Here is a 17312-nt window from a genome sequence, read left to right as displayed (position 1 = left end):
TAGGAGTGGTTGGCAACAGTGCATTTAATTTGGTGAATTTCAAAGAGACCTGATTGCCGTCGCTACCGGAGAATTTTACATTAGAGAGTGGAGTGGAATTGAAACAGAGTTCCGCGTCGGCAACACTTGGCGGCGGGAACTTAGCCGCTTAGTGTTGCAGGACGAATTATGAGATGTGGTTTTCAGCTCATAATCGAGGGTGAAAACCGTGGCTCGTGCGGGTTGAACCCGGTCCCATGGAACGGCGTTTCAATTACGCGTAACGGTAGTGAGGCTCTGAAAAGCAGGCATTCAACTTTCATGATAGTTGGTGGACAATTGAGCTTGAATTCATGACTTATTTTTAATAAGTTAACCCGTTGACATCAGCGCAAGTTAGCTTTATGATGTTTGTCACATTCTAGTTGATAAGTGAGGTGCAAACAGATGAATGATGTAATTTCTTACTTGGCGCAACACATTGATAATGATGAGTTGCTGGGCAAAATGGTACGTGACCTTGTGACGTTTGAACCATCTCGTCGCGATGGTGATGTTAAGCAATTAACATCGAGCATTAATAATGTTGCACGTCGCTTTGTGCAAGGGAGCGAAGAAGCTCCTACAGAAGACTTAACGCATGTCCACCGCGATCCTAAGCTGGCAGCGTTAGAATCCGCTTTGTCACAGGCAGGCCAACGTAAAGCCGTTGGTGGGCAGCCGTTGCTCAGTGCACCACGCTATACAACTGACCAGAGTTAATCGAAAATGTTAATTTATTGAGAACCGAAAGCCATCAGTGCTTTCGGTTTTTTTAGATCTAATAGTTTTGGATAAAACAGTTGCAATTACAACTTAACGTGATAAGATATTCTTGTTCGACAAGAGGTGAGAATATGAAGCTAGACGAACACGAAACATTGGCAGGCATGATACACAGATTGGCCGCATGGCAAACGGCAACGATGAATCGCCAGTTACGTACGCTGGGACTCAATACCGATCAGGCGAACGTGATTCGATATGTTGGTGCTCACCCAGGCGTTAATCAGCAAACGGTTGCTAGATTATTAAGCCGCAATGTAGCGAGTTTGACTAACCTGTTGAAAAGTTTGGAAACGAAGAAATTAATTGAGCGTCGCTATGAAGATGGAGACGTGAGAACAAAACATTTGTTATTAACCGCTAACGGGCAGCAAATTAACGAGCGTGTTCAACAGTGCTTTGATAAGTTGGATGAGCAGGTGAACCAAGTGTTGCCTGCAGAGGTGCAAGCGGCAACCAGTGAGGCGATCGAGACACTGGTTAAACAATTGGTTGATCATGCATGAGCGGTTTGCAAACAGCGTTGTTTTAGGAGACTTTGAAAATGACATTAAATCCACAAGAAAAAATTAATACAGAGCAAGAATTACAAAAGAACTTTCAGTTGGCAGGGCTCACTGTTGCACAGGCGACAGAGGAACTGAACATTAGTACGACAAAGTTGAGTCATATTATGCATTTGACGCAGCGGTCTTTCGAAGATGCTTGGATTATGCGTAATTATCTGATTGCTAAGGTAAAAGCCGCGGGCAAACAACCGGTGGCATTTACTTCATTGCGAGGCGACTGGCATGACTATTGGTTTTTGAATGCGCAGATTATTGACTCAGGCGTTATGTCGGCGGGTAACAAGTAGGTTAGCACATTAATGCCGCAATTCGTGGCGCTTATGCAGAGTTCTATTGAACCTGCAAGTCAAACGGAAATATCCATGATGTTTAATATGAAATGGGCTCCTAGCAGTGGATTTACTAACTGTTAGGAGCCCATTTCGTTACATAGTCAGATTATTCAGCATGAGGCGTGAAAGCGTCGTTGTTAATTGAGGTCAAAAAGTGTCGCCAGTAGTCTTTAAAAAGTTTTGGTTGGTCTTGTGACAGATTGTGGCCGGCACGGTCCACAATACCCAGGGTCAGTCGGCTAAAGTTGTTAAGCAGTGGCAATTGATCCTGAAAGCCGACAATGTCGTCCTGACGACCCAGTAAAAGGGTGACGGGTTGCTTGAACGGCGTTTGCATTAAGCTGGATTCAAACGAAAATTGGTAGTGCTTGCGTAATAAATGAATGAAGTCGCGGTTGGCTTGCTGTAATCCAGGCAAAATTTGCAATTGATAAGCACTCCAAGCGTCGGCGTTTAGGTTAACGTTCATATCCTTAAATGCAGCGAATGCATCTTGATTATATTTCACTGGGAAGTCCGTTTGAACGGCAACGTAATGATGAGCCACATGGCGATCTGGTGCATCCGCAATGGTCACAGGGCAAGTGAGAAAGGCGCCGAGGATGCGAGTGGGCCAGTCATGGATCAATCCCAAGGCAAGATATCCGCCGTAAGAGTGACCAACAACATAAAACGGTTGATCACCGATGATTTGATTAACGAAAGTTTCTAATAATGCCAATATGGCGTCACTGCTACCGACACCTATGTTGGCAGAGGATTCGCCCATGCCAGGCAGTTCGACGTATATTTGTTGGATGTTAGCCGCTGCCAGCACAGGCATGAGCGGAATCTGCATACTATCAATATTTTGCGCCAGTCCGTGAATGATCAGCATCGGGGTGCCGGAACCATTCACTTCATAATGAATCGTGGTGTCGTTAATGACCGTTTTCATGGAGAACTCCTAATTTATTGACTTATAGTAGATTGTAAAATTAATCCGAACGCTGTTCGGACAAAAAAGATCAGCTTCCTTTAAAATGGTGTTTACAACAAACCCATCTTTTAGGAGCTGATCTTTTGTCTAGTATAACCTATTCCGAACGAATTAAAATCGAAACCTTTTGTGAACTAGGGCTGTCCAATATCCAAATGGGCGTTCGGCTGAACCGATCACCGTCAACAATTTCTTATGAATTATCTCGATGTCAACCTTATCAGGCTGAATTAGCACAAACAGATGCCGAATACAAGCGATCACGATGTGGTCGGAAAACTAAGCTGAGCGATGAGTTAAAGCAAACAATTCTCAACCATTTACATCTAAGCTGGTCACCAGGAATGATTGCTCACGAATTTAAACTAGCGACTAAATCTATTTATAATTGGCTAAATCAGGGGAGAATTGGTTTCTCCTTGAATGATCTACCTGAACATGGCGTACGCCAACGGCGTAACGTTGACCAACGATCCAAATATAATCAATCTTTGGGGCGATCGATTGAACAGCGTCCCATGATGATTAATCAACGTAATCGCATCGGTGATTTTGAACTAGATACCGTCGTTGGCCCTCGTGGGCATAGTAAGGCAGTTTTATTAACTTTAATCGATCGCAAATCACGGTTCCTTTGGGCATATCGGTTAAAGGACCGAACGACAGCGAGTGTTAATGAAGCACTGACTAAGTTCCTAACAACTTTTAATGGACCGGTGCACAGTTTTACTGTGGACCGTGGTACTGAGTTTAGTGGGCTAGTATCATTTGAATCACAATATGGTATTAAGACCTATTACTGTCATGCTTATACGCCAGCTGAACGTGGTAGTAATGAACGCTTTAATCGGAATTTACGTTATTTTTATCCTAAGGGGACTCGTTTTGAGCACATTAGTGCTCAAGATTTAACGACGACGTTACTCCAAATTAACCAGAGACCGCTTAAAATACTTGACTGGAAAACACCGTATCAGGTTATGCTGACCAATTTGTCCAAAAATTCGGATTAAATTTGCAATCTACCATAAGTTTTCTCAAAGCTGAGTGATTAGTTTCGCTATTCATCGTTCAGTTGCTTACACTGTAGGTAAAAATGGGAGGTCGCCTATGGATCAGTTGATTCACATCTTGAGCCATTTACAGGATTATATTCTGCCCTTGTTCTCGTGGATGGGCAACTGGAGCTACGTGACCTTGTTTCTGTTGATCTTTGCTGAAACTGGCTTGGTCGTTTTTCCGTGGTTGCCGGGTGAATCATTGATTTTTGTGACGAGTGCTATCGCGGCAGCCACCCAATCCAGTTTGGACATCAAAGTTCTGGTTCCCATCTTCTTCTTTGCCGCCGTTCTCGGTGACACTCTGAACTTTCGAATCGGCATGTGGTTAATGCACTTTAAGTTTATTAATCGACGTCTTCATGGTGGTTTAAAACGTGGCGAAGCATTTTTCAAACGTTATGGTGGCCGAGCTGTGATCTTTGGCCGGTTTGTACCACTGATTCGAACCTTCGTCCCACTTTTGGCGGGCACGACAAAAATGAGTGAACGTCGTTTTGCCGTCCTCAATGTTATTGGTGTCGCACTGTGGGTCACGGTCGGTAGCGTTTTAGGTTATTACTTTGGCCGTTTGCCATTCGTAAAGTCACACTTTGCCCTCATTTTCCTCGGTGTGGCAGTGATTGGTATCTTGCCAGGATTCATTGTCGGTGCGACGCGCTACCTCCGCCGTCACAGTAATCATTTTTATGAACCATAACGTGGTCTCATCCCAAACGTTGATATGCTATGATAGAACCATCATAAATTGTGGAGGTTCTCATGTCATTTAACGTTTACATGGTTCGTCATGGTCAAACTTATTTAAACTTGTATCACCGGATGCAAGGCTGGTCAGACGCACCGCTTACTGAAAAAGGCCAGAATGACGGCAAACATGCCGGTCAGTTACTGAGCCATGTTAAGTTTGGCGCTGCATACTCTAGTGATCTTGCTCGGGCGCAAACTACAGGACGGTTGATTCTTGCCGAAAACCCTAGCACCCTCACCGAACCAGTCGCCCGCAAAGAATTCCGCGAAGAATTCTTCGGGTATTGGGAAGGCTATGACGACATGTTAATGTGGCATCAAATTGGCTCTCCTAAGGGTGGTAACACCTATAATGAGTTGGTCGAAAAGTTTGGCCTGCAAGAAACAACAGACCTAGTGGCCAATGCGGATCAGTATCACGACGCCGAAACGTACGCGCAATTGTGGGAACGAATCCAAGCTGGAATGCAACTGTTACGGGATAACGCCAAGGACGGCGATAACATTTTGCTAGTCACTCACGGCACGTACCTGCGCCACATCATGGATCATTACTCTGACACAATTGGTGCCTTCCCCGGCCCACGAAATGGCAGTGTTACCAAACTAGTTGTAGACAATGATAGTGTGAAAGTACTGTATACCGACCGATTAGATAATATTGAATAACTTTAATATAAATAAGCACGATCAGCGAAATTTCCAAAAATTTCGTTGATCGTGCTTTTTCGATACAGCTAATATGCAATTATTTGCCTAATAATTCCTTTAATTCTGCAATCCGCTTGTCCAACACGGCAAACGCATCGTCCAAGTATTGTCGAGATGTGACGTCCACCCCTGCTTGCTTGATCAACTCAATTGGTGCTTGTGAGCCACCAGCTTTGAGGAATGTCTTGTATTGGTCCAACGCACCAGGCACCTTGCGATAAATTCGGTCCGCAATGGTCGTGGAGATGGCCATCGATGTCGCATATTGGTAAACGTAGTAATTGTAATAGAAATGTGGCACGCCGGCCCAGCCTGTATTCTTCTCATCTTCAAAGGTAACAGCCGGACCGTTGTATTGTTCGCCTAATTTAGCATACATCGTACTCAAATAATCGGAAGTTAACGCTTCGTCACTTTCAACTTTTTCATAGGCTTGATGCTCAAATTCTGCAAATAAAGTTTGCAAATTAACCGTGCCGATAAACGTTTGGATAGATTGTTGTAATAAGTACGCCTTAACTTCCTTGTTATCGGCATATTTATCCAACATGTAGTCCATCAGCAAGTTTTCGTTAGTTGTCGAAGCAATTTCCGCCGTGAAGATTGGATAGTCTGCATCCTGAAGGGGCTGTGTTGCATCAGTAAAGTAAGATTGCATCGCATGTCCAGACTCATGAGCCAACGTGGTTAAGCCATAATAATTGTCCGACCAGTTCAGCAAGATATACGGGTGAACATCGTAAACTTCGCTCTCATAACCGCCGGAACGTTTGCCAACATTTTCGGCTGCATCGATCCAGCTACCGGAAAATTCAGCCCTCAAACCATCCAAATAATCATCACCAAGCACCTTCAATGCATCCAGTACGATGGCCTTAGACTCGTCAAACGTAAATTTCAATTTGGGGTCGCCCAGTAAAGGCGCAGAACGATCGTAATTGTACATTGGCTTTAAGCCCAGCACATCTTGACGTAACTGCATGTAATCATGTTCGCCCTGCAAATGATCATGCACGGTCGCTACCAACGTGTCATAGACGCTTTCTGGGATTTCATTATCGAACAATTCCCCTTCTCGCGCTGTCGCAAAATGATGGGCACGGTTCTTAAGGACCGTCCCTTCCATATGAGTCGACAGGGTTGTGGCAAAAGTATGTTGAAGCCCATCATAGGCCTTTTTAATCAAGTGACTTGTCCGTTTGCGTAAATCGCGGTTGGTTGACTGCATAAATTCACTGATTTTAGCATCTGTTAATTCAACCGTTTCGCCATTTTCATCCTCAATGTCGCCATACTTCATATCGCCATCATTTAACATGGAGAAAATGTTTTCAGCACCCTCAAACACCTTGCTACTTTGCGCTAACAATTTTTCTTCAGCTAATGGCAGCACATGTCCCTGATTGCGTAAAAAGTTCAACTCCAGATATCGCCGATAGTCCTGTAAACGAGGTTCATCTTTTAGATACTGGTCAAACTTTTCTTTGGACAGCGCCGTGATTTCAGTCGTTAAAAAGCTGCGGGCCGTTTGCGTTTGCGCGTAAAGCGCCTGCGCCTGACCAGCTAGTTTGGTACCAACCGGATCCGTCGTGTCACTATCATTACGGGCGTTAGCATAAAAATAAATTCGCATTAGCACACCAGATAAGCTTACCGCTTCACTGGCTGTTTCATAAAGCGTTTGTGCACTCTCCGTTACGTGTCCTTCATATTTGCTAAACTCGGCTAATTGCTGCTTATACGCTGTAACAGCTTTTTCAAATGCGTCATCACTTGGATATAAATCCTTCAAATTCCATTTCAATTCATCCGGGACTTCCGCTCGGGTTGCTAACTTCTTTGTCATATATAGATCCCCCTAATATGGTTATTAGTATAACAGTTTTTCACATTTTTCTTTAACCGTTTTATTATTTGTTTTGTGATTTAACGATTGTTATCAAATGGTAATCGTTTGATTCGAATGATTGTGTTATTAATGAAATAAGGTAGATTGCAAATTTAATCCGAATTTTTGGACAAATTGGTCAGCATAACCTGATACGGTGTTTTCCAGTCAAGTATTTTAAGCGGTCTCTGGTTAATTTGGAGTAACGTCGTCGTTAAATCTTGAGCACTAATGTGCTCAAAACGAGTCCCCTTAGGATAAAAATAACGTAAATTCCGATTAAAGCGTTCATTACTACCACGTTCAGCTGGCGTATAAGCATGACAGTAATAGGTCTTAATACCATATTGTGATTCAAATGATACTAGCCCACTAAACTCAGTACCACGGTCCACAGTAAAACTGTGCACCGGTCCATTAAAAGTTGTTAGGAACTTAGTCAGTGCTTCATTAACACTCGCTGTCGTTCGGTCCTTTAACCGATATGCCCAAAGGAACCGTGATTTGCGATCGATTAAAGTTAATAAAACTGCCTTACTATGCCCACGAGGGCCAACGACGGTATCTAGTTCAAAATCACCGATGCGATTACGTTGATTAATCATCATGGGACGCTGTTCAATCGATCGCCCCAAAGATTGATTATATTTGGATCGTTGGTCAACGTTACGCCGTTGGCGTACGCCATGTTCAGGTAGATCATTCAAGGAGAAACCAATTCTCCCCTGATTTAGCCAATTATAAATAGATTTAGTCGCTAGTTTAAATTCGTGAGCAATCATTCCTGGTGACCAGCTTAGATGTAAATGGTTGAGAATTGTTTGCTTTAACTCATCGCTCAGCTTAGTTTTCCGACCACATCGTGATCGCTTGTATTCGGCATCTGTTTGTGCTAATTCAGCCTGATAAGGTTGACATCGAGATAATTCATAAGAAATTGTTGACGGTGATCGGTTCAGCCGAACGCCCATTTGGATATTGGACAGCCCTAGTTCACAAAAGGTTTCGATTTTAATTCGTTCGGAATAGGTTATACTAGACAAAAGATCAGCTCCTAAAAGATGGGTTTGTTGTAAACACCATTTTAAAGGAAGCTGATCTTTTTTGTCCGAACAGCGTTCGGATTAATTTTACAATCTACTTTATGAGTTAAGGCAAAGTGTGATTGAAAATAGTGCAATGGCAATTTTGCCTCCGGTTGTCAGCAGTGACACGCTCGCCGTGGGACCGGTTCAAGCCCGAAGTTCACGGTCTTTCACCTCGCCGCCAAGCCTCCTGAAAATCGGAGTCTTTGCGACCGTCCGTGGTGTAAATTCGGTTAAATCGTCCCGAATTAACACCACTTTCACGGCTCGGTATCACTGTTGACACCCTCCAGCTGACAGAGTGGCAAGTTTCAAACCTCTAATCGAATGCGTATCAGTTTACCCAAAGTTTCATACATCTGATTGAGTGCGTAGTAGTTTACGCAAAGTTTCACTAGCTACTGTAGGTACTGCGGGAGTGGAGCTGATTGGAAACAGAGTTCCGTGTCGGTAACACTTAGCGGCGGGGTGGGCCGTTTAGTGTTACAGGATGACTTATGAGACATGTTTTTCGGCTCATAATCAAAGGTGAAAATCGCGGTTTGTGCGAGTTGAACCTGGTCCCAGGGAACGGCGTTTCAGATCAGCGTAACGGCAGTAAGCGGATTTGTAATCAGATGTAATACAGGTTTGCTAGAAATTAGATGTTTTATGACTCGAATGGTGAGTAGAATTTGTCACCAACTGTGAAAATGCGCTATAATATTTAGTACAATTTTTGAGTTTATTGATGAGAATGGTCGCGTAATAACGGCCAAAAAACGGGGGCAAACCAGTTGACGGAAACAGTAAAGCAGCAAGAACAAAAACATTTAGATGCTGTCGTTAAAAAAGTCAAACAGGCTGAAGTTGTGGCCAAACAGGATATTCAAACTGCCTCGCGTGATACAAAGGAAATTGAGCGGGCGTTTGGTGAGGTTCACCTCAATACCGGTAGTTACGAGGGGATGACCGACACTGCCATGTCGTTGCGTGCACAGCAACAAATGCTTGATGAACGGCAAAACAGCTGGCAACACGCTACTCAACGACTTGATGTGTTACAAAAATTGGAACGTACCCCATATTTTGCCCGCATTGACTTTCAGGAAGATGGTACTCGCGGTCCTGAGACAATTTATATTGGGTTGGGTTCGTTTGCTGACTCACCAGATCATTTCTTGGTTTATGACTGGCGGGCACCAATTTCTTCTATCTATTATGACGGTGGCCTTGGCGACATCACGTACCAAACGCCGGATGGACCGCAAACCGTTGATGTTAAGTTAAAACGTCAGTTCCAAATCAAAGACGGCGTCATCCTTACTGTCTTCGATACAGATGAAGTGGTCGGCGATCAAATGCTTATGGAAGCGTTGGGAAACTCATCCAACACCAAGATGAAGAGCATTGTCACTACCATTCAGAAGGAACAAAACCAAATTATCCGAGATACGCAATCTGACTTGTTATTTGTTCAGGGGGCCGCTGGGTCCGGTAAAACGGCTGCTGTCTTACAACGAGTGGCATGGCTATTGTATCGATACCGCGGTAACTTAACGTCTGGACAAGTGGTCTTGTTCTCACCAAACCAACTTTTTAACGATTATATTAACCAGGTGTTGCCTGAATTGGGCGAACAAAACATGGTGCAGATGACTTATCTGCAATACACTAACCGGCGTTTGCCGAAAATTCAGGTTGAAACGTTGCAACAACGTTTTGATGCCACCACTGATACTAAATTTAAGACGGTCAATGCCTTGAAAGGTAGCTTGGCTTACTTCGACGTGATTACGCGCTATGCCAATCATCTTGAACAGGCTGACATGCGGTTCCGGGACATTAAGTTTCAGGATCAAGTATTTATTAGTAAGGAAAAGATTGCCGAAATTTACTATTCATTTAATGAAAACTATCATTTAGGTAATCGATTATCTGCGACTCGAGAAGAGTTGATCAAGATGTTGAACCGGCGCATCAGTTCTTCTTTGCACGATAAGTGGGTTGAAGAAACCGTTCAAAACTTAACTAAAGAGCAGGTTGACACGATGTTTGGCGATCAACCGCGTGAGTTTGACAGTCAGGATAAGGAATATCGTTTCCTGGCTCGTCAGATCGTGATGCAAGCCTACAAGCCAGTCCAGCTCGCCATCGTCCGCAGTCGTTACTTAAACATTAATGCGCAGTATGCTCATTTCTTACGACATGTGCCTAATCTGATTGAGCTTAGTAAACACGATGTGACTAGGGAACAGTGGCAGGCCGGTGTTGACGCAACATTGAATGGTTATCGTGACCACCGCTTATCATTGGCGGATACGTCAGCTTACCTTTACTTGTATGATTTAATGACGGGTAAAAAAGGTGAAAAGGAAATCCGTTTTGTCTTTATCGATGAAGTTCAAGATTATTCTGCCTTTCAATTGGCCTTTTTAAAGTTTAGTTTTCCTCGTGCACGGTTCACTTTGCTTGGTGACTTAAACCAGGCAATCTTTACGCAAGAAAACAGTCGAACGCTTCTGGGCGAACTGTCCACGATGTTTGATCCGGACAAAACGCGGGTAGTTCAACTGACGAAATCGTACCGGTCCACACAACAAATCACTGATTTCACGAAGGACCTTTTGGTTGATGGTGAACAAATTACAGCCTTTGATCGTAATGGCGACAAGCCAGCCGTATTAGTCGCCAATGACAGAGAAGCCTTGTATCAACGTTTGGAACAACAATTAGCGGTCAATGATAAGGCCGATGAAACGACTGCTATCATCGGCAAAACACTGGCTGAGTGTGAGGCTGTTGCTGATCGCCTCAAAGCTGATGGCGTCCATGCCACATTAATTCGGACCGAAAATCAGCGGTTAGTGCCCGGCACATTGATTATCCCGGCGTACTTGGCTAAGGGGCTTGAATTCGATGCCATCGTCGTTTGGGATGCCTCGAAAGCCGTTTATCACGATGAAAGTGAACGGCAATTGCTGTACACGATTTGTTCACGTGCGATGCACCAGCTCACAATTTTGGCAAACGGTGAACTGACGCCGTTGATGGATCACGTGGATTCAGATTTATACGTGCGTGAATAGGTAATGGAAGTGCAATAGTAACGTTTTCGCTGAAATTTCGGAGTATCTGTGTTCAATTCCAGTATCACAGATTGAGCTATGCTATACTTTAAGGGATTTTTGAAGAAAACATGGTGGATGAGTTATGGCAGACAAATTAGGCAACTATGATCGTTTTGAGCGTGACCGGTGGCAGGATTTATTTGATGCAGAGGCAGTTCCATTAACAGAAGCAGATTTGGATCAGATTCGGTCTCTGAATGACCGAATTTCATTAGCGGATGTAAAGGAAATTTACATGCCGTTGGTGCACTATATTCTCCTTAAATACCATGAATTTCAGTTGGCCAATAATGCTCGTAGCGACTTTTTGAAGGTGCCGCGTCGACATGTGCCATTTTTGATTGGTATTGCAGGATCTGTGGCAGTAGGTAAGTCAACCACGGCACGTTTGTTAGCGTTGATGTTGAAACATTTGTATGCACAATTGAAGGTTCAGCAAATCACCACGGATGGCTTTTTATATCCTAATAATGTACTGGAAGAAAAGGGCATTAGTGACGACAAGGGCTTTCCTGACAGCTATGATATGCCGCGGCTAATTCAATTTTTAAACGACGTGAAACAGTCACGACCAAATGTCAAAGCACCTCGATATTCACATCAGGTTTATGATGTAATTCCTGATGAATACGATGAGATTGATCAACCAGATATCTTAATTGTCGAAGGAATCAATGTTCTGCAGTTACCATCACAGGTGGAAATTTTCGTTAGTGACTTCTTTGACTTCTCGATTTACGTCGATGCTGAGCCAAAGTTAATTGAGCACTGGTTCTTGGAACGGTTCAGCATTTTGCTGGATTCGGCGTTTAACGATAAGACGAATTATTATCATGAACTAGCCACGGGGTCCCGTGAAGATGCGTTTTTGTATGCGCGTCAGGTGTGGGATGCTGTAGATTTGCGCAATTTAAACGAATATATTTTGCCTACTCGTAATCGTGCCAATGTCATTCTGCACAAGCGTCAGCATCACGCTATCGATGCCGTTTATTTGCGTCAGTACTAAATTTTAACTGTAATGGTAGATAACGCTTGCGGTTGTCAACAGTGACACGCTCGTCGTGGGACCGGTTCAAGCCCGAAGTTCACGGTCTTTCACCTCGCCGCAGAGCCTCGTAAAAGCTGAGTCTCTGCGACCGTCCGTGCTGTAAATTCGATAGGACCACTCGAATTAACAGCACCTTCACGACTCGGTATCACTGTTGACGCTCTCCAGCTGATATAGCGTGATGATGGTCAGTGGAGGCATTTGCCAATGACTGACAAATTATGGCAAAAGTGGAGATGGCTGGAAACAAAGTTCCGTGTCGGCAACACTTGGCGGCCGGCATTTTGGCCGCTTAGTGTTGCGGGATGACTTATGAGACGTGAACTTCGGCTCATAATCAAGGATGAAAAACGCGAATTGTGCGGATTGAATCCGGTCCTCATGGAACGGCGTTTCTGGTCATCGTAACGTCATGAATCCATTAGTCGCAAAGTTTTTGTTATTGCTGAATCAATGGTTAACATCCTAGTCGATAAGGACTGGGATGTTTTTCTTTGCAGAAAGATCGGCAATAACGAAATTTAGCACCATTATTGAAATAATTATCTATTTATAGAAGCAATCTGTTATGATGGATTGACATTCTGTGAAACGGGGGAGAGAATCGATGGCACAAAACGCACCACTTAATCAAAAACGTAAATTTAGTTGGCCGCTTTTCTTAAGCCCGTTTATTTCACGGCTCGGCGACGCACTTTATATTTTTGGCTTGAACTGGTTTATTGTGAAAGCAACTGGAACGGCGTCTATCTTAGGGGTCGTTCAGGGAATCGGTGGCCTCGTATTGGTTGCTGCCGATGTGCTGGCAGGACCACTTGTCGATAGTGTGAATCGTAAACGAGTCATGTTATGGTCAGATATTATTAGTTTTGTTGCTTGTTTGTTAATGGCTCTGATTGTAGATGTCAACCATCCAATCTTCTATCAGCTGGTTTTATTAACGGCTATTTTAGATATTGGATTGGGTTTCAACTTTCCTGCAGCAAAGGCAATGGTGCCAGAACTCATTCAAGATTCGGCGCTACAACGATTTAATGCGATTTCAAATACGTCACTTAGTTTGGCAGACATTTTTGCACCATTGCTTGGTGGCGCGTTACTTGCTGTTTCATGGATTAACTTTCGAGAATTTCTATTAATTAAGTAGATTGTAAAATTAATCCGAACGCTGTTCGGACAAAAAAGATCAGCTTCCTTTAAAATGGTGTTTACAACAAACCCATCTTTTAGGAGCTGATCTTTTGTCTAGTATAACCTATTCCGAACGAATTAAAATCGAAACCTTTTGTGAACTAGGGCTGTCCAATATCCAAATGGGCGTTCGGCTGAACCGATCACCGTCAACAATTTCTTATGAATTATCTCGATGTCAACCTTATCAGGCTGAATTAGCACAAACAGATGCCGAATACAAGCGATCACGATGTGGTCGGAAAACTAAGCTGAGCGATGAGTTAAAGCAAACAATTCTCAACCATTTACATCTAAGCTGGTCACCAGGAATGATTGCTCACGAATTTAAACTAGCGACTAAATCTATTTATAATTGGCTAAATCAGGGGAGAATTGGTTTCTCCTTGAATGATCTACCTGAACATGGCGTACGCCAACGGCGTAACGTTGACCAACGATCCAAATATAATCAATCTTTGGGGCGATCGATTGAACAGCGTCCCATGATGATTAATCAACGTAATCGCATCGGTGATTTTGAACTAGATACCGTCGTTGGCCCTCGTGGGCATAGTAAGGCAGTTTTATTAACTTTAATCGATCGCAAATCACGGTTCCTTTGGGCATATCGGTTAAAGGACCGAACGACAGCGAGTGTTAATGAAGCACTGACTAAGTTCCTAACAACTTTTAATGGACCGGTGCACAGTTTTACTGTGGACCGTGGTACTGAGTTTAGTGGGCTAGTATCATTTGAATCACAATATGGTATTAAGACCTATTACTGTCATGCTTATACGCCAGCTGAACGTGGTAGTAATGAACGCTTTAATCGGAATTTACGTTATTTTTATCCTAAGGGGACTCGTTTTGAGCACATTAGTGCTCAAGATTTAACGACGACGTTACTCCAAATTAACCAGAGACCGCTTAAAATACTTGACTGGAAAACACCGTATCAGGTTATGCTGACCAATTTGTCCAAAAATTCGGATTAAATTTGCAATCTACCTAATGAACACCTTTATAGTTATTTGATGGCTGTAATGGCCATTGGTGGCATGCTGGGCGGTCTGAGTTTGGTAAGAGCTCGCAGTGCCCGTGCGTTACCTCAGATTGAGCGTGACATTTATCTACTGGCCGTCGTTATGCTGATTGCAGGGTTTTGGCGACCGTATCCAGTGTTGCTGGTGATGACAGGATTGTATGGATTCTTGATCTCAAGAATCGGGGTAGGTTTGTTTACGCTAGTGCAAAATGTAACGGATGTGGCTTATTTGGGCCGTGTGTTTGGTATTTGGTTTATCCCTGTAGACTTCATGCATCCACTAGGCAATTTTATTTTTGGTTTTGTTATTGACTGGCTGGGAGACGGAACCTTCGTTTTAATGGGGATTCTGCTTGCGCTCTGTCTAGGACTTACCGACCTTGTTTTCCGCAAACATACAACGGCTTAGGCGCAAACTGTCCGTTGAATTGAGACGAGTGGATTGCAAACAAACGGTTTTATGGCTCAATAAGAAACATCCTTAAATATTACAATATATTTCAGATTTCGAGTTTTATGACAAAAACGCCTAAATTTGTAATGCTGACGGTATTTCTCTGTTATTTACGCGCTGTATAGTAGTCATCGTTGAGTTGTTAATAAACAACACAAGCGAATCATCGCGTAAGATTTATCTATTAGCCAGCGTGAGTGAAAAAGAGCTCACCATACAAAATTAGGAGTGAAACTTACTATATGAAGATCAAACAATTAATGCTTTCTACTGTTAGTGCCGGTGCGTTACTTTCAATTGGTACTGTTGTTGCAAATGCCGACACCACTGTTACTGTTAAGAGCGGTGACACTGTTTCAAAATTAGCTTCTGCTAACAACACTACTGTTGATGCAATCGTTAACGCTAACCACTTACAAAACGGTGGTAACTTAATCTTTGTTGACCAATCATTAGATATTCCTGGTGCTAACGGTACGCAAAGTACTCAAGCAGCACAACCTGCACAACAGGCTGCTCCTGTTCAACAGACACAACAAGCTGCTCCAGTACAACAAGCAGCGCAACCTGCACAACAGCAAACTGTTCAAGCACAGCCTGCACAACAAGCTGCTACGACACAGACTACTCAAGCAGCTGCACCTGCCGCTTCTACTGGTGACTCATCAGCTCAAGCATGGATTGCTGCTCGTGAATCAGGCGGTTCATACACTGCTCAAAACGGTCAATACTACGGTAAGTACCAATTGAGCCTAGACAAATTGGGTGGTGACTTATCACCACAACACCAAGAAGCTGTTGCAACACAATACGCAGTTTCACGTTACGGTTCATGGGCTGGCGCCCAAGCCGCTTGGCAGTCACAGGGTTGGTGGTAAACAACCCCGGCTGACGCCGAAAATTATTTTTGATAATCAATCATCCACTTTGTAGTGGATGATTTTTTTTTGCTCCAAAATCCTAAATTCATCATTGCTTTACAGCTACTCGAAGGGCGTAAGCTGATTAGTGTTGTTGATAAAAGAGTGTTGTTTATTAAAGTGGACAATCCGATACGTATTGAATGTACTATAATAAGCATTAATCTTTTTTACATAGTTATTTGATTGACGTGAGGAGGTAGTGGTGAATGAAAGGTCGTTTTGGCTTTTTAAGTATTGTATTATTCGGGATCAACGCCATTGTCGGATCAGGCATTTTCTTGTTGCCTAATACGGCGATGAAACTAATTGGTCCGGCTAGTCTACTGGTGTTTGTCTTTGACATGTTTTTGGTTATTAGTATTGCATTGTGTTTTGCCGAGGATGCCAGTTTATTCAAACAGAATGGCGGACCTTACGTCTATGCCAAGGCAGCATTTGGTGACTTTGTTGGCTATGAAGTTGGCTTCATTATTTGGGTTATTAGTATTATTGCCTGGGCCACAATGGCCGCTGAGCTGGCGACAGCTCTGGGCGCTTTTTGGCCTGTATTGGCTAAACCTGTTTGGCATGCCACCATTATTACGGTGTTACTAGTCGGACTGGGTGTAATCAATATTCTGGGTGTTAGTGTGACAAAATGGTTGAACAATGTGGTCACTGTTGCGAAGATTATTCCATTAGTGCTGTTTGTTGCCATTGGTCTATTCTTCCTTCATGCAGGAAACTTTACACCATTTTTCCCACACGGTCATTATGTTGCGGGTTCATTCGGTCAGGCAGCCATCGTCATGTTTTACGCTTTTACTGGTTTTGAGGCCATTGTGATTGCTGCTGAGGACATGAAAAATCCCCAACATGATGTTCCGCGTGCAATCATTACGGTGATGGGAATAGTGGCATTGTTGTACTTTCTCATTCAAACGGTGTCAATCGGAGTCTTAGGGACTAAGCTAGCAACAACGACGGCCCCAATGCAGGAGGCGTTAACTCAGATTATTGGACCAGTCGGGAAGTACATTATCGGTGCGGGGACGATTATTTCCATCACAGGGATTTCCGTTGCCCAGTCCTTTACCGTTCCTCGTAGTGGGCAAGCAATGGCTGACAATGGCGTCATGCCAAAGATTGTCGGTCGTGTTAATCGTCGTGGTGTGCCGTACGTGGCCGTGATTATTTCAGTTGCTTTAGCGTTGCCTCTTGCACTGACAGGAACGTTTAGCACTTTGGCTGCCATTTCTGTTGTGTCACGGTTTGCTCAGTATGTGCCAACGATCATTGCTGTCTTAGTATTCAGGATGTAAAAGGCACCCGTAAAATGTAGGAAAACGGCAGGTTAGAACTGTTGGTTTTCCTACATTTTTTGTATCATGAATCACA

At 43.5% G+C, this 17312-nt stretch carries 16 protein-coding genes; 13 read left to right on the top strand and 3 right to left on the bottom strand.

The annotated features are described in order from the left end of the window. The first annotated feature begins 426 nt into the window (after nucleotides 1–426). The 3 genes from ABUE36_RS11700 (at nucleotide 427) to ABUE36_RS11690 (ending at nucleotide 1660) form a co-directional block, all read left to right on the top strand. On the top strand, nucleotides 427–741 hold the full coding sequence (locus ABUE36_RS11700) for a hypothetical protein (protein ID WP_161001784.1): 315 nt from the start codon (nucleotides 427–429) through the stop codon (nucleotides 739–741). Nucleotides 742–875: 134 nt separating this feature from the next. After that, nucleotides 876–1310, top strand: a complete 435-nt coding sequence (locus ABUE36_RS11695) for a MarR family winged helix-turn-helix transcriptional regulator (protein ID WP_161001783.1) — start codon at nucleotides 876–878, stop codon at nucleotides 1308–1310. A 38-nt stretch (nucleotides 1311–1348) separates the two neighbouring features. Further along, nucleotides 1349–1660 carry a DUF2316 family protein gene (locus tag ABUE36_RS11690; RefSeq protein WP_421016779.1) on the top strand — a complete coding sequence of 104 codons (312 nt, stop codon included), beginning with the start codon at nucleotides 1349–1351 and terminating at the stop codon, nucleotides 1658–1660. 151 nt (nucleotides 1661–1811) lie between these two features. On the opposite strand, the gene ABUE36_RS11685 is transcribed toward ABUE36_RS11690, so the two are convergent. Then, complete coding sequence (locus tag ABUE36_RS11685; RefSeq protein ID WP_161001781.1) at nucleotides 1812–2642, bottom strand: alpha/beta fold hydrolase; 831 nt, start codon at nucleotides 2640–2642, stop codon at nucleotides 1812–1814. A 125-nt stretch (nucleotides 2643–2767) separates the two neighbouring features. On the opposite strand from ABUE36_RS11685, the gene ABUE36_RS11680 reads away from it, so the two are divergent. From ABUE36_RS11680 to ABUE36_RS11670, 3 genes are all read left to right on the top strand, one after another. Further along, a complete protein-coding gene (locus ABUE36_RS11680; RefSeq protein WP_096109805.1) occupies nucleotides 2768–3697 on the top strand; it encodes an IS30-like element ISLpl1 family transposase in 930 nt (309 codons plus the stop codon). Between the two features lie 97 nt (nucleotides 3698–3794). Next, nucleotides 3795–4442, top strand: coding sequence for a VTT domain-containing protein (locus ABUE36_RS11675; protein WP_017260970.1), 648 nt, complete (start codon nucleotides 3795–3797; stop codon nucleotides 4440–4442). Nucleotides 4443–4504: 62 nt separating this feature from the next. Further along, nucleotides 4505–5161, top strand: a complete 657-nt coding sequence (locus tag ABUE36_RS11670; protein WP_421016778.1) for a histidine phosphatase family protein — start codon at nucleotides 4505–4507, stop codon at nucleotides 5159–5161. A 79-nt stretch (nucleotides 5162–5240) separates the two neighbouring features. Here the strand turns inward: ABUE36_RS11670 and pepF are convergent, their stop codons facing one another. Continuing rightward, on the bottom strand, nucleotides 5241–7049 hold the full coding sequence (gene pepF / locus ABUE36_RS11665; RefSeq protein WP_161001780.1) for an oligoendopeptidase F: 1809 nt from the start codon (nucleotides 7047–7049) through the stop codon (nucleotides 5241–5243). A 155-nt stretch (nucleotides 7050–7204) separates the two neighbouring features. Then, a complete protein-coding gene (locus tag ABUE36_RS11660; protein WP_096109805.1) occupies nucleotides 7205–8134 on the bottom strand; it encodes an IS30-like element ISLpl1 family transposase in 930 nt (309 codons plus the stop codon). Nucleotides 8135–8952: 818 nt separating this feature from the next. Between ABUE36_RS11660 and helD the strand changes: the two genes are divergently transcribed. From helD to ABUE36_RS11625, 7 genes are all read left to right on the top strand, one after another. Continuing rightward, on the top strand, nucleotides 8953–11244 hold the full coding sequence (gene helD / locus ABUE36_RS11655) for an RNA polymerase recycling motor HelD (protein WP_161001778.1): 2292 nt from the start codon (nucleotides 8953–8955) through the stop codon (nucleotides 11242–11244). 124 nt (nucleotides 11245–11368) lie between these two features. Then, on the top strand, nucleotides 11369–12295 hold the full coding sequence (gene coaA, locus ABUE36_RS11650; protein WP_421016777.1) for a type I pantothenate kinase: 927 nt from the start codon (nucleotides 11369–11371) through the stop codon (nucleotides 12293–12295). 649 nt (nucleotides 12296–12944) lie between these two features. After that, nucleotides 12945–13484 (top strand): MFS transporter, encoded by a 540-nt coding sequence (locus ABUE36_RS11645; RefSeq protein ID WP_421016776.1) that lies wholly within the window; start codon nucleotides 12945–12947, stop codon nucleotides 13482–13484. A 94-nt stretch (nucleotides 13485–13578) separates the two neighbouring features. Then, nucleotides 13579–14508: an IS30-like element ISLpl1 family transposase gene (locus ABUE36_RS11640; protein WP_096109805.1), complete on the top strand. Its 930-nt coding sequence runs from the start codon at nucleotides 13579–13581 to the stop codon at nucleotides 14506–14508. Between the two features lie 48 nt (nucleotides 14509–14556). After that, complete coding sequence (locus ABUE36_RS11635; RefSeq protein WP_421016775.1) at nucleotides 14557–14967, top strand: hypothetical protein; 411 nt, start codon at nucleotides 14557–14559, stop codon at nucleotides 14965–14967. Between the two features lie 287 nt (nucleotides 14968–15254). Next, the gene (locus ABUE36_RS11630) at nucleotides 15255–15890 is read left to right on the top strand and encodes a LysM peptidoglycan-binding domain-containing protein (protein ID WP_161001775.1); all 636 of its coding nucleotides are present in this window, start codon (nucleotides 15255–15257) and stop codon (nucleotides 15888–15890) included. A 251-nt stretch (nucleotides 15891–16141) separates the two neighbouring features. Beyond that, nucleotides 16142–17236, top strand: a complete 1095-nt coding sequence (locus ABUE36_RS11625) for an APC family permease (protein WP_421016774.1) — start codon at nucleotides 16142–16144, stop codon at nucleotides 17234–17236. Nucleotides 17237–17312: the final 76 nt, after the last annotated feature.

It is taken from the genome of Furfurilactobacillus cerevisiae (assembly GCF_048961765.1).
Lineage (GTDB): Bacteria > Bacillota > Bacilli > Lactobacillales > Lactobacillaceae > Furfurilactobacillus > Furfurilactobacillus milii_A.
The sequence above is the reverse complement of the archived record's forward strand: the minus strand, read 5'-3'. Positions and strand labels throughout refer to the sequence as shown.